This is a genomic window from Sphingomonas hankookensis (assembly GCF_001619955.1).
Lineage (GTDB): Bacteria > Pseudomonadota > Alphaproteobacteria > Sphingomonadales > Sphingomonadaceae > Sphingomonas > Sphingomonas hankookensis_A.
Genome location: NZ_LQQO01000015.1, coordinates 1 through 13,120 on the forward strand (window position 1 = coordinate 1; position 13,120 = coordinate 13,120).

General features: G+C 67.3%; 8 protein-coding genes. 7 read left to right on the forward strand and 1 reads right to left on the reverse strand.

Annotated features, from left to right (window positions below; all coding sequences use genetic code 11):
- Positions 1 to 200: 200 nt before the first annotated feature.
- A complete protein-coding gene (locus tag AVT10_RS09040; RefSeq protein ID WP_066690007.1) occupies positions 201 to 1,307 on the reverse strand; it encodes a 5-methyltetrahydropteroyltriglutamate--homocysteine S-methyltransferase in 1,107 nt (368 codons plus the stop codon).
- 210 nt (positions 1,308 to 1,517) lie between these two features.
- Between AVT10_RS09040 and AVT10_RS09045 the strand changes: the two genes are divergently transcribed.
- The 7 genes from AVT10_RS09045 to bla all read left to right on the forward strand — a co-directional run bounded on the left by AVT10_RS09045 (position 1,518) and on the right by bla (position 13,039).
- Positions 1,518 to 2,792, forward strand: coding sequence for an MFS transporter (locus AVT10_RS09045; RefSeq protein WP_126015047.1), 1,275 nt, complete (start codon positions 1,518 to 1,520; stop codon positions 2,790 to 2,792).
- 154 nt (positions 2,793 to 2,946) lie between these two features.
- Complete coding sequence (locus AVT10_RS09050; RefSeq protein WP_066690010.1) at positions 2,947 to 4,353, forward strand: aldehyde dehydrogenase; 1,407 nt, start codon at positions 2,947 to 2,949, stop codon at positions 4,351 to 4,353.
- Positions 4,354 to 4,442: 89 nt separating this feature from the next.
- The gene (locus AVT10_RS09055) at positions 4,443 to 5,279 is read left to right on the forward strand and encodes a p-hydroxycinnamoyl CoA hydratase/lyase (RefSeq protein WP_066690011.1); all 837 of its coding nucleotides are present in this window, start codon (positions 4,443 to 4,445) and stop codon (positions 5,277 to 5,279) included.
- Positions 5,280 to 5,405: 126 nt separating this feature from the next.
- Positions 5,406 to 7,499 carry an acetate--CoA ligase family protein gene (locus tag AVT10_RS09060; protein WP_066690012.1) on the forward strand — a complete coding sequence of 698 codons (2,094 nt, stop codon included), beginning with the start codon at positions 5,406 to 5,408 and terminating at the stop codon, positions 7,497 to 7,499.
- Between the two features lie 115 nt (positions 7,500 to 7,614).
- Positions 7,615 to 10,017, forward strand: a complete 2,403-nt coding sequence (locus tag AVT10_RS09065) for a TonB-dependent receptor (RefSeq protein WP_232307942.1) — start codon at positions 7,615 to 7,617, stop codon at positions 10,015 to 10,017.
- 221 nt (positions 10,018 to 10,238) lie between these two features.
- Complete coding sequence (nadB, locus tag AVT10_RS09070) at positions 10,239 to 11,828, forward strand: L-aspartate oxidase (protein WP_066690018.1); 1,590 nt, start codon at positions 10,239 to 10,241, stop codon at positions 11,826 to 11,828.
- A gap of 167 nt (positions 11,829 to 11,995) precedes the next feature.
- On the forward strand, positions 11,996 to 13,039 hold the full coding sequence (bla, locus tag AVT10_RS09075; RefSeq protein WP_066690162.1) for a class A beta-lactamase: 1,044 nt from the start codon (positions 11,996 to 11,998) through the stop codon (positions 13,037 to 13,039).
- Positions 13,040 to 13,120: the final 81 nt, after the last annotated feature.

Below are 13,120 nucleotides of genomic sequence, written 5' to 3' on the forward strand. Positions count from 1 at the left end.
CTATACAACACACGGCCCGCCTGTCGCAGACACACGGGCCGCTCGCGTTTCAACGACACACAGCCCCTGGCCGAAAGACCAGCGGGCTGTTCGCGTTTCTACCACGGTCCGAGGTTGGTCGCTCGAGATGCTATTCAGATCAATCGCGATGCGGGCAGGCAGCCCGTATCGCGATCTTGACGCTTTGCATGCGCTGCGCCTTATCCCCACACATCGCGCGCGACGTCCAGGACCAACCGCAGCTTCGCCGCCTGCTGCTCGACCTCGATGTCGTTGCCGTGGACCGTTGAGGAGAAACCGCATTGCGGCGACAGCGCCAGCTGGTCGAGGGGCGCGAAGCGGGCGGCTTCGTCGATGCGGCGCTTTACGTCGTCGGCGGATTCGAGGTCGCCGAGCTTGGTCGTCACCAGCCCCAGCACCACCGTCTTGCCCTTGGGCAAATGCCGCAGCGGTGCGAAGTCGCCCGAGCGGGGATCGTCATATTCGAGGAAATAGCCGTCAATCTCGAGTTGGTTGAACAGCACCTCGGCCACCGGTTCATAGCCGCCCTCCGCCGCCCAGGACGAGCGGAAGTTGCCGCGGCACAGATGGACGCAAACGGTCATGTCGTCGGGACGATCGCGGATCGATTCGTTGATAAGCCGCGCATAGAGCCGCGGCAGCGCATCCGGGTCCATGCCGCGCGCCCGCGCATTTTCGCGCTGGGTCGTGTCGCACAGATAGGCGAGGTTGGTGTCGTCGAGCTGGAGATAGCGGCATCCCGCATCGGCGAGGCTGGCGATTTCCGCACGATAGGCGGCGGCAAGATCGGCGTAGAAATCCTCTAGATCGGGATAGGTCGCGACGTCGATCGCATCGCGCCCGCCGCGGAAGTGCAGCATTGTCGGCGACGGAATCGTCACCTTGGGCGTGCGCGTCGTGCAGCTGGCGAGAAATTCATAGTCGGCCCGCTGGATGTCGTGGGCATGGGCGACCTTGCCCGTGATCTTCATCACCGGTGGGGCATATTCCAACGCCTTGCCGCCGTGTTGGTGGAATTTTACTTGTGTGCCGCCCGCTTCCTCCACGCCATCGAGCTGGAGCAGGAAGTCGGTGTGGAAATAGGTGCGCCGGAATTCGCCATCGGTGATGCCCTGCAGCCCCAGATCCTCCTGGAAGCGGACCACGTCGCGGATTGCCGCATCCTCCGCCGCACGCAGCGCGTCCGCGTCGATCGCGCCGGCACGATACGCCTCGCGCGCCTCGATCAGTGCTTTGGGGCGAAGGAAACTGCCGACATGATCGGCCCGAAAGGGTGGGGTAGGCATCGTCTCTCTCCCGTCAGCCTGCAGTTATCCACAGGGGTTGTCCCGACTTATCCACAGTTATCCACAGGCTTGTGTGGATTATTGCGTGGACTGGCAATGCCGGTTGTCGGCGGCCACCATACCGGTATATGTTACCCCGCATAACAAAAAATTCCGGAGAGGGTGCACAAAGTGGCGCATGACCCACGCATAGCGATCGAGCAGGCACCGATGTCGCGGTTCCAATGGGGTATCGTCGCGACCATGATCGGGCTGAACGCGCTGGACGGATTCGACGTGCTGTCGATCAGCTTCGCTTCGCCCGGCATCGCCGCCGACTGGGGGATCGACCGTGCGGCGCTGGGCATCGTATTGTCGATGGAGCTGGTCGGCATGGCGATCGGATCGCTGCTGCTGGGCGGTGTCGCCGACCGGTTGGGGCGGCGCACGACGATCCTGTCGTGCCTGGCGCTGATGACATTGGGCATGTTGGGCGCGGCGAGCGCGGCGGGCATCGTCACCCTGTCGATCTGGCGGGTGCTGACCGGCCTAGGCATCGGCGGCATGCTGGCATCGACCAACGCCGCCGTCGCCGAAGCGGCCAATGCGAAGCATCGCTCGCTCGCCGTCGTGTTGATGGCGGCGGGCTATCCGATCGGGACCATTGTCGGCGGGTCGGTGTCGGCGGTTTTGCTCACCCATTATGACTGGCGCGCGGTGTTCGTGTTCGGGGCGCTGTGCAGCGCACTGTTCGTGCCGCTCGTGCTGTGGCGCGCACCGGAATCGGTCGCGTTCCTGATGCACCGTCGCCCGGCGAATGCGCTGGCAAGGATCAACGCGACCTTGAAGCGCATGGGCTATGCGCCCGTCGCAGCGCTGCCCGATCCCGAGCCGCGCGCGGTGGCCGCCAAGGCACCGGTCGTCGCGCTCTTCTCCCCACAACTGCTGCGCACCACGCTGGCGCTGACCATCGCCTATCTGGCGCATATCATGACCTTCTATTTCATTCTGAAATGGATTCCGAAGATCGTCGTCGACATGGGCTTTCCCGCGCCGCAGGCGGCGGGCGTGCTGGTCTGGGCCAGCATCGGCGGGGCGACGGGATCGCTGATCCTGGGGCTGCTGACCGGCAGGCTCCGGCTGCTGGCGCTGACCATCGGCGCAATGCTGTTGTCGACCGTGCTGGTGATCGTGTTCGGGCGGGCGCAGAGCGACCTGACCGGCCTGTCGATCGTCGCCGCCGCCGCCGGCTTCGCAACCAACGCCGGGGTGGTCGGCCTCTACGCGCTGGTCGCCGAGCGATTCCCGACGAGTGCCCGCGCCACCGCGACCGGCTTCGTCATCGGCATCGGCCGGGGCGGGGCGGCGCTGGCACCGATGGTCGCCGGGTTCCTGTTCGCCGCGGGATACGGGTTGCAGATCGTCGCGGTGCTGATGGGGATCGGGTCGCTGGTCGCGGCGGTCGCGCTGCTGCTGTTGCGGGGCAAGTCGGCGGTGGCGGCATAGCGGCGTGTCATCCGCAGAAGAAGAAGCGGGACCCCGGATCAAGCCCGGGGTGACGGGGAGGGGGCAGGCCGGTTGCACCTCAAGTGATTTGCCTGATTGACGCCGCCCGCGACTCGATTTAGGCTATGAAACATAACAAATCAGGAGAGGGCCGATGGCGTCCGCAGCAACATTCGACCGGATGAACCCCGTGACCGGTGCGGTCGCGACCACGGCCGAGGCGTTCGGTCCGGCAGAGGCGAATGCAGCGGTCGACGCCGCCGCCGCCGCCTTTCCCGCATGGTCGGCGCTCGGCCCCAATGCCCGCCGCGCCGCGCTGACCAAGGCGGCAGATGCGCTGGCCGGCAAGGCCGACCAGTTCGTCGATGCGATGATGGGCGAGATCGGCGCGACCGAGGGCTGGGCGCGGTTCAACCTGATGCTGGCGGTCGGCATGGTGCGCGAAGCGGCCGCGCTGACGACCCAGATCGGCGGCGAGGTGATCCCGTCGGACAAGCCGGGCTGCATCGCGATGGCGCTGCGCGAGCCGGTCGGCGTGATGCTGGGCATCGCGCCGTGGAACGCGCCGATCATCCTGGGCGTGCGCGCGGTCGCGGTGCCGCTGGCATGCGGCAACACGGTGGTGCTGAAGGCGAGCGAGCAATGCCCGCGTACCCACAGCCTGATCGCCGAAGCCTTTGCCGAGGCGCTGCCCGCCGGTGCGGTCTCGATCGTGACCAACGCGCCGCAGGACGCGGGTGAGGTCGTCGGCGCGCTGATCGACAACGCCCATGTCCGCCGGATCAACTTCACCGGATCGACCCATGTCGGCCGGATCATCGCCAAGCGTGCGGCCGAGCATCTGAAACCCGTGCTGCTGGAGTTGGGCGGCAAGGCGCCGTTGATCGTGCTGGAGGATGCCGACCTCGACGAAGCGGTCAAGGCGGCGGCGTTCGGCGCGTTCATGAACCAGGGCCAGATCTGCATGTCGACCGAGCGGATCATCGTCGTCGACGCGGTGGCGGACGCGTTCGTCGAGAAGTTCAAGGCGAAGGTCGCCACGATGGCGGTCGGCGATCCCCGCGAAGGCAAGACCCCGCTGGGTGCGGTGGTCGACCAGAAGACGGTCGATCACGTCAAATCGCTGATCGAGGATGCGGTCGGCGCCGGCGCGGTGCAGGTCAATGGCGGCGATGCGAACGGCGTGCTGATGCCGGCGCACGTCATCGACAAGGTGACGCCGGACATGAAGCTGTTTCGCGACGAGAGCTTCGGCCCGGTCGTCGGCATCATCCGCGCCCGCGACGAAGCCCATGCGATCGAGCTGGCCAACGATACCGAATACGGCCTGTCCGCGTCGGTCTTCACCCGCGACACCGCGCGGGGGCTAGGCGTCGCCAGGCGGATCAAGTCGGGCATCTGCCATGTCAACGGTCCCACCGTGCATGACGAGGCGCAGATGCCGTTCGGCGGGGTCAAGGCATCGGGCTATGGCCGGTTCGGCGGCAAGGCCGGGATCGACGCCTTTACCGAACTGCGCTGGGTCACGATCGAGACCCAGCCGGGCCATTATCCGATCTGACGCAACGGGCGCGCGGCGCGCCGGTCCCCTTTCCATCCGACATTCTCGCTGGCGAACATGCTCGCCGGCGCCTGCAGAAGGTTTGCACCATGACCGAATATAGCAGCAACGGCGTCGTCGCCTACGATGTCGAGGACCGCATCGCCTGGGTCCGGTTCAACCGGCCCGACAAGCGCAATGCGATGAGCCCGACGCTCAACCGCGACATGATGGAAGTGCTCGACGCGCTGGAATTCCGCGACGATGTCGGCGTGCTGGTGCTGTCGGGCGAGGGACCGGCCTGGACCGCCGGCATGGATCTGAAGGAATATTTCCGCGAAACCGAATCGCAGGGGCTGGCCGGCACGCGCAAGGCGCAGCGCGAGAGCTATGGCTGGTGGCGGCGGCTGCGCTGGTATCAGAAGCCGACCATCGCGATGGTCAATGGCTGGTGCTTCGGCGGCGGATACGGCCCGCTATTTTCCTGCGACTTGGCCTTTGCGGCGGAAGAGGCGAAGTTCGGCCTGTCGGAGATCAACTGGGGCATCCTGCCCGGCGGCGGCGCGACGAAGGTGGCGCAGGAGCTGCTGCCGTTCCGCAAGGCGATGTACCACGCGATGATGGGCGAGAATATCGATGGGCGGACCGCAGCCGAATGGGGCCTGGTCAACGAAGCGCTGCCGCTGGCGCAGCTGAAGGACCGGGTGACCGAGGTGGCCAAGGTGCTGCTGGCCAAGAATCCGGTGGCGCTCAAGGCGACCAAGGACGCGATGCGCCGGGTCGGCGTGATGAGCTATGACGATGCCGAGGACTATCTGGTCCGCGCGCAGGAAGCGGCCAATTCCTACGACAATGAAGGTCGCAAGGAAGGTATCCGCCAGTTCATCGACGAGAAGAGCTACAAGCCGGGGCTGGGCGCGTACGACAAGGACCGCGCCGGAGCCTGACCTGCTTAAAGTCCCTCCCCTCTAGGGGAGGGGTTGGGGCGGGGGATGCCTCGTCCGAGACCGCCGCTCGCCGCACTGCCCCACCCCAACCCCTCCCTTGAAGGGGAGGGGCTTCAGAGAACTGCCATGCCCGACCTTTCCCGCCTGCTCACCCCCCGTTCGGTCGTCATCGTCGGCGCGTCGCCGACGCCGGGGGCGTTGGGGAACTCCGTCCTGCGCAATCTCGAACGGCACGGCTATGCCGGCGACATCCACCTGATCAACCCGAAGCGCGACACGATCGACGGGCGGCCCTGCCTGCAATCGATCGACGACCTGCCCGACGGCGTCGATACGGCGGTGCTGGCGATTCCGGGGCCGGCGGTGCTGGGCGCGGTACAGGCGTTGGCGCGGCGGAACGTCGGCGCGGCGATCATCTTTTCGGCCGGGTTCGCCGAAGGGGGCGAGGAGGGTTTGGCCGCGCAGGCCGAGGTCGCACGGATCGCGGCCGAGTATGGCATGGTGGTCGAGGGGCCGAACTGCCTCGGGTTGGTCAACTATGCCGCCGGCGTGCCGCTGACCTTTGTCGAGGCGCCGGTGCTCGACCTGACGCACAAGCCTTCGGTCGGGATCGTCAGCCAGTCGGGCGCGATGGCGGTGGTGCTGGGCGCGACGCTGATGGCGAAGGACCTCGGCATCACCGCATCGGTGTCGACGGGGAACGAGGCGGCGTCGGGGGTCGAGGATTATGTCGAGCATCTGCTGGGCGATCCGCAGACGCTGGCCATCGCGATGATCGTCGAACAATTCCGCCAGCCTGCGCACTTCCTCAAACTGGCCGACCGCGCCCGCGCGGCGGGCAAGCCGATCGTCCTGCTCCATCCCGGTACGTCGAGCGCGGCGCGCGAAAGTGCCGCGACGCACACGGGTGCGATGGCGGGCGACTGGCAGCTGATGAAGGCGAAGGTCGAACGCGCCGGGGTCGTGCTGGTCGACAGCCTCGAAGCGCTGGGCGACGTTATCGACATCGCAGTGCGGGCGAAGCCGGTGCGGCGCGGCGGCACGGCGGTGCTGACCGAAAGCGGCGCGTTCAAGGCGCTGACGCTCGACCTGGCCGAGGCGATCGGCCTCGACCTGCCGGCGATGGCGGGGGAGACGGCGGCGGCGATGCGCGCGGCGGTGCCCGACTTCATTCCGGTGTCGAACCCGATGGACCTGACCGCGCAGGCGTTGGTCGATCCCGACCTGTATCGCCGTACGCTGATCCCGCTGCTGGCCGACGATGCCTATGCCGCGCTGGTGTTCGGCATCATCCAGACCGATGCCGCGACCTCTGCGCGCAAGTTTCCGCCGATCATCGATGCGGTGCGCGCGCTGGCGCCGGACAAGCCGGTGATCTTCGCCGGGCTGGACGATGGCGCACCGGTGCCGGGCGAATACATTGCCGGACTGCGCGCGATCGGCGTGCCGTACTTCCCGTCGCCCGACCGGGCGTTCCGGGCGCTGGGCCATCTGCTGCGCCATGCCGCGCGGGACTTTACGGCGGCGGAGGCGGCGCCGGTGACGCTCGACCTGCCCGGCGGAGTGATCCCCGAATATCGTGCGAAGGAGCTGCTGGCCCCGGTCGGCATTCCGTTCCCGGCGGGCGGGTTCGCCGCCGATGTGGCGGAAGCGCAGGCGATCGCGTCGCGCGTCGGCTATCCGGTCGCGATCAAAGCACAGGCGGCGGCGCTCAGCCACAAGAGCGATGCCGGCGGCGTCATCCTGAACATCGCCGACGATGATGCGCTTGCCGAGGCGTGGGAGCGGCTGTTCGCCAATGTCGCGGCCTATGACGCGTCGATCGCGCTCGACGGGGCGCAGGTCGAGGCGATGGGCAAGCGCGGGGTCGAGCTGATCGTCGGGGCGCGCAACGATCCGGAATGGGGGCCGGTGATCCTCGCCGGATTCGGCGGGGTGACCGCCGAGCTGCTCCACGACGTCCGGCTGTTGGCCGTGGACCTGACCCCGGACGCCATCGTCGCCGAACTGCGCGCGCTGAAGCAGGGGGCGCTGTTCGACGGCTATCGCGGCAGCCCCGCGCTCGACGTGGAGGCGGTGGCGGTGTTGATCGCCGGGCTGGGGCGCGTGCTGGCGGGAAGCCCCACGATCCGCGAGATCGATCTGAACCCGGTCGTCGTCTATCCGAAGGGTGAGGGGGTGGTCGCGCTCGACGCGCTGATCCTTGCCGACGCAGAGTAGCGGCGTCCCTCGCCCAATGATAGCAATGTAGCATTACAGTTATTGACAATAGCGTTTGACGGCGTAGCCTGTGGATAAAGGGGAGCGACAGATCTCCCCGTCTTGGGAGGATGCTATGACTGGCCTTCGTTCGACGATGGTTGCCGCCCTGCATTGTCATGCCGCGATCGGCGCGCTGGCAATCGCCGCCATCCCTGCCGCCGCCGCCGCGCAAGAGGTGGCGCAGGACGCGCCCGCTGCCACCGCCGAGGCGGAGGAGGGCGAGATCATCGTCACCGCCCGCCGCCGCGCGGAAAGCCTGCAGGACACGCCGGTCGCGATTTCGGCGTTCACTTCGGAAATGCTCGACCAGCGCCAGATCGTGCAGACGCAGGATCTGGAACGCATCACCCCCAGCCTGCAATTCAAGCCTGCCGGCCAGCTGTCGGGCAACAGCGCGGCATCGGTGGTGTTCATCCGCGGCGTAGGCCAGGTCGATCCGACCGCGGCGGTCGATCCGGGCGTCGGCATCTATCTCGATGAAGTCTATCTCGGCCGCGCGGTCGGCGGGGCGATCGATTTCGGCGATATCGATGGCGTCGAGGTGCTGCGCGGGCCGCAGGGCACGCTGTTCGGGCGTAACACCATCGGCGGCGCGATCCTGGTGCGCACCCGCCAGCCGGAAATGGGCAAGACCAGCGTCCGCGCGCGCCTCCGCGTCGGTGACTATAATCTGCGCGAAGGGTTCGCGGCGGTGAACGTGCCGCTGGGTGAGACGCTGGCGGCGCGCGTGTCGGGCGGGTTCCGCCGCCGCGACGGCTATGTCATCCGCGCGTTCGACGGCCTCGATCTCGGCAACGAGAATGGCTATTCGTTGAACGGCGCGCTGAAATGGGAGCCGTCGGACCAGTTCGACCTGTTCCTGCGCGCCGATTATTCGCGCCGCGACGAACATGGCGCACCCTTCGTGCTGGCCGGGGTCAATGAACAGGCGCCGGTCGCCGCCATCGCCAGCGTCGCCGCCGGCTGCCCCGGTGCGACCATCCCCTTCGCACCGATCGTGCCGGGCGACCCGCGCTTCGGCGCGCCCAACGTGCCGCTGATCAACGATGCGCGCTGCGCCAACGATTTGCAGGCGAAGGGCGATTTCGTGAACGGCGGCAACGCGCCGGTCATGAGCATGTCGGAGGTGTGGGGGGTCGCCGGCACCGCCAACATCCACCTGACCGATCAGGCGCTGGTGAAGCTCATCACCGCCTATCGCGAAACCAGCTCGCGCGGCGTGCGCGATGCCGACAACACGCCCTTGACGCTCATCACCACCGATGTCGCGGCGCAGTCGGCACAGTTCAGCCAGGAGGTCCAGCTCCAGCTCGATTTCGGCAAGGTCAGCGGCATCCTTGGCGGCTATTATTTCAACGAAACCACCGACGAGCGTGCGACGGTCTTCCTCGCCTTCCCGCCGTCGCCGCCGGTCATCCGCTCGCTGCTGGCCGGCGGCCCCGGCAGCCGCGACCTTCAGGTGTCGCGCCTGAAGACCAATTCGGTCGCGCTGTTCGGGGAGGCGACCTGGTCCCCGACCGATCGGCTCGAACTGAGCGGGGGCCTGCGCTACACGTCGGACCGCAAATATTATCAGGGAACGGTGCTGAACCTGTTCCCCGCGACCCAGCCCGATCCCAACCCGCTGCCGCAGCTGGCGACGACGCAGGGCGGGCCGCTGTTCATCTTTCCGCGCCCGTTCCAGCGCGATTTCGCCGCGCTCACCGGCTCGGCCAGCGTGCAATATCGCTGGAGTGGCGCGGTCAGCACCTATGCGTCCTATGCCAAGAGCTTCAAGTCGGGTGGCTTCAACACCCGCTATAACGCGGCGACGTCGAACAACCTGCCGGTGCCCTTCGCCGACGAAAGCGTCACCAGCTACGAAGTCGGCATGAAGACCAATATCGGCCGGCTGCGGCTGAACCTCGCCGCGTTCCAGGCGGAATATCAGGATATCCAGCTGATCTTCCGCCAAGGGGTCGTGCCGTTGCTGTTCAACGCCGGCGAAGCGCGCATCCGCGGGTTCGAGGCGGAGGCGAACTGGCGCGCGCCGTGGGGCCTGATGGTCGATGGCGGGCTGAGCGTGCTCAAGGACAAGATCAAGAGCATCACCCCGATCCCGGGTGCGACTGCCACCGTGACGCCGAACGACGATCTGCCCTTCACCCCCGACCTGCAGGCCAATCTCGGGCTGGCGTACAAGATCGAGCTGGGCAACGGCATGACGCTGACCCCGCGTGTCGATGGCAGCTATACGTCGAAGATCACCTTCATCACCGGCAGCATCCCGATCATCGAAGAGGATGGCTATTTCGTCGGCAACGGATCGGTCGGCCTGAAGCTCGCCAACGGCATCGAGATCAGCGCCGGAGTGAACAACATCCTCGACCAGCGCTACCTGATCCAGGGCAACGCCTCGCTCGCGACGCTCGGCTATGCGGAGCGCATCTTCGCCCGGCCGCGCAACTGGTTCGCGCAGCTGTCGGCGTCGTTCTGATCGACGACCACCCCACCCCTTCGTCGTCACCCCGGGCTTGACCCAGGGTCCCGCTTCTTGTCCGCCGCTGGAAGAAGAAGCGGGACCCCGGATCAAGTCCGGGGTGACGGGAAGGGATGCTCCCGCCTTCGCGGGAATGACGAACGGCACGCGTGCCACCACGCTTGTCACGCCCCACGAAACCCGCCTAGTCGTCGGACAACCCCCAAGCGGAGCGCATCTTGTCCCACGACCCTGCCCAGAGCGACGTCCTCATCATCGGATCGGGTGCCGCCGGCCTGACCGCCGCGCTGCATCTGGCCGAGCGGTTCCGCGTGACGGTGCTGGCCAAGGGCGCGCTGAACGAAGGGTCGACCGCGTGGGCGCAGGGCGGGATCGCCGCCGTCCTCGAACCCGGCGACACGTTCGAAAACCATGTCGAGGACACGATGGTCGCGGGCGCGGGCCTGAACGACCGGGCGATCGTCGAGTTCGTGGTCGAATCCGCGCCGGCGGCGATCGAGCGGCTGGCGTCGCTGGGCGTACCGTTCAACATGGACGGCGAGGCGCTGCACCTGACGCGCGAGGGCGGCCATTCGCACCGCCGCATCGTCCATGTCGACGACGCGACCGGCTGGGCGGTACAGGAGGCGCTGATCCGCGCGGCGAAGGCGCATCCCAACATCACCCTGCTGCCGGACATGGTCGCGGTCGATCTCGCGACCAGCCGGCACGAGCAGCGCTATTCGGGTGCGGGCAATGTGTGGGGGGTCTATGCCTTCAACCGCGCCACCGACCGGGTCGAGCTGTTCACCGCGCGCGCGACGATCCTCGCGACCGGCGGGGCAGGGCGCACCTATCTGTTCAGCACCGCGCCGCGCGGAGCCACCGGCGACGGCATCGCGATGGCGTGGCGCGCCGGGTGTCGCGTCTCGAACATGGAATTCATGCAGTTCCACCCGACCTGCCTCTATAATCTGGAGGTCAAGAACTTCCTGATCACCGAAGCGGTGCGGGGTGAGGGCGGCAAGCTGATCAACCCGACGACGGGCAAGAATTTCATGCCCTATTACGACCCGCGCGCCGAACTGGCCCCGCGCGACATCGTGGCGCGGGCGATCGATGCGGAGATCAAGCGCTTCGGGCTCGACTACGTCCATCTCGACATCAGCCACATGGACCCGGCGTTCGTGCGCGGCCATTTTCCCAATATCTACGAGAAGCTGCTGGGCCTCGGCATCGACATGACCACCCAGCCGATCCCGGTGGTGCCGGCGCAGCATTATACGTGCGGCGGGGTGGTGATCGACCGCGATGGGCGCACCGACCTGCCCGGCCTCTATGCGGTGGGCGAGGTATCGCAATCGGGGCTGCACGGCGCCAACCGCCTTGCGTCCAACTCGCTGCTCGAATGTTTCGTGTTCGGCGAAGCGGCGGCGAAGGACATTGCCGCGCGCTGGGACGCGCTGCCGCCGCCGCCCGCGATCCGGGGCTGGGACGAAAGCCGGGTGACCGATTCCGACGAAGAGGTGGTCATCAAGCAGAACTGGACCGAAATCCGCCGCTTCATGTGGAATTATGTCGGTATCGTCCGCTCGACCAAGCGGCTGGAGCGGGCGCGCCACCGCATCGCAATGCTGACCGAGGAGGTCGCCGATTATTACGGCCATTTCCGCGTGACCGCCGACCTGATCGAACTGCGCAACCTGTTGCAATCGGCCGACCTGATCGTGCGCTCGGCGCTCAAGCGGCAGGAGAGTCGCGGGCTGCACTATACGCTGGATTATCCGGAAGCCGCGGCGGAGGCCGTCGATACGATCCTGGTTCCCTGACGCTCGCCGGACCCGGTAACCATTCGTCGTCCATCCGGGGGGATTCGTCGCAAGCGTCGCCGTACGCCCTGTTATGTTAACACACGGACAAGCATGGTCGGGCCACGTTCCGGGGTGAGATGGTCGCGCAGATGATAAATCGAATCGGGTCGCGCAAGGCGGCCCTGATGGTGGCGGTTGTGGCATTGGGCGGCGCCGGGCTGGCGACGCGGACCTTGCCGCCGACGGCACAGGCCGCCGCGCCGCGCTATGCGGTGCCGGTGCCGCTGCCGGCACAGACCCGGCCGGCGCCGCCGGCGTTGGTGTCGGCGATCAATGCGCTGGGCGGCGGGTTCCAGGGCAAGGTCGGCATCGCGGTGCGCAGCATCGATGATGGCTGGGTCGTCGGTCATGCCATGGACGAACGCATGCCGCAGCAATCGGTCAGCAAGCTGTGGGTCGCGCTGACCGTGATGAATGCTGTCGACGAGGGGCGGCTGGCGCTGACCACGCCGGTCACGATCACCCGCAGCGACCTGACGCTGTTTCACCAGCCGATCGCCTATCTGATGAAGGACGGCGTGTTCCGGACGACCGTCGGCGACCTGCTGCGCCGCGCGCTGACGATGAGCGACAATACCGCGAACGACAAGCTGCTGAACCTTGCCGGCGGGCCGGTCGCGGTGCGCGACTTCATCGCCAGCCGGGGCCTGGGCAATATCCGCTTCGGTCCGGGCGAGCGGCTGTTGCAGGCGAAGACCGCCGGGCTGCCGTGGAAACAGGAATATTCGCAGGGCAATGCCTTTGCCCAGGCGCGCTCACGGCTCGACCCCAATGTCCGCCGTGCCGCGTACCAGGCCTATGTGTCCGATCCGCCCGATGGCGCGGGGGCAGGTGCGATCGCCGATGCGCTGGCGCGGCTGCACCACGGCATGCTGCTGACCCCGCAATCGACCAGCTGGCTGCTCGACACGATGAGCCACACCCGCACCGGCCGCGCCCGCATCCGCGCCGCGCTGCCCGCCGGATGGAGCGTCGCGCACAAGACCGGCACCGGACAGGATCTGGGCGGGCGCACCGCGGGCTTCAACGATGTCGGCATCCTGACCGCCCCCGATGGCAAATCCTATGCCATCGCGGTGCTGATCGGCGACACCTCCCGCCCGGTGCCCGAACGCCAGCAACTGATCCAGACGGTCGTGTCGTCGATCGTCGCGGTGCACGGCGGGTAGGCTCACGACCCGTATCCCCGCGCGGGCGGGGATCCAGAGCCACGGACGACATCGCTGATAACCCTGGACCCCCGCCTGCGC

Coding starts and splice junctions, on each gene's coding strand:
- AVT10_RS09060 (WP_066690012.1), top strand. CDS start 5,406: ATGCCCGACCTTTCCCGCCTGCTCACCCCCCGTTCGGTCGTCATCGTC.
- AVT10_RS09055 (WP_066690011.1), top strand. CDS start 4,443: ATGACCGAATATAGCAGCAACGGCGTCGTCGCCTACGATGTCGAGGAC.
- AVT10_RS09045 (WP_126015047.1), top strand. CDS start 1,518: ATGTCGCGGTTCCAATGGGGTATCGTCGCGACCATGATCGGGCTGAAC.
- AVT10_RS09065 (WP_232307942.1), top strand. CDS start 7,615: ATGACTGGCCTTCGTTCGACGATGGTTGCCGCCCTGCATTGTCATGCC.
- bla (WP_066690162.1), top strand. CDS start 11,996: ATGGTGGCGGTTGTGGCATTGGGCGGCGCCGGGCTGGCGACGCGGACC.
- AVT10_RS09050 (WP_066690010.1), top strand. CDS start 2,947: ATGGCGTCCGCAGCAACATTCGACCGGATGAACCCCGTGACCGGTGCG.
- AVT10_RS09040 (WP_066690007.1), bottom strand. CDS start 1,307: ATGCCTACCCCACCCTTTCGGGCCGATCATGTCGGCAGTTTCCTTCGC.